This is a genomic window from Listeria sp. MAN/IMW/UF464 (assembly GCF_058683955.1).
The window spans coordinates 1-374 of sequence record NZ_JBZWZP010000012.1 but is presented as its reverse complement, the minus strand read 5'-3'; the positions used below and the strand labels follow the sequence as shown (position 1 = coordinate 374).

At 42.0% G+C, this 374-nt stretch carries 1 tRNA gene; it reads right to left on the bottom strand.

Annotation, left to right across the window (positions count from 1 at the left end):
- Positions 1-245 precede the first annotated feature (245 nt).
- Positions 246-321, bottom strand: a tRNA-Ala gene (locus AC4PG0_RS14305).
- Positions 322-374: the final 53 nt, after the last annotated feature.

The window sequence follows — 374 nt, the reverse complement described above, 5'->3', positions numbered from 1 at the left end:
CGTGAATAAGATTCCTTGCGTCAAATTGACTTCGCTAGCAATTAAATTACTAGTTTGTTTTTGTTGAAAACAGCTTTCTGTTTTCTGCCCTGCGATTACCAGTGAGACTTTACGTCTCATTGCTTTTTGTCTTCTTCTTTGTTCAGTTTTCAAAGGTCACTTTTTCTTCGTTGCCGTGTTTAGCAGCAACTCTTATATCTTACTCTATTTCTTTGACAATGTCAACACATTTTCAAAAAAATAATTGGTGGAGCCTAGCGGGATCGAACCGCTGACCTCCTGCGTGCAAAGCAGGCGCTCTCCCAGCTGAGCTAAGGCCCCATTATAAAAGATGAAACAATCGGGAAGACAGGATTCGAACCTGCGACCCCTTG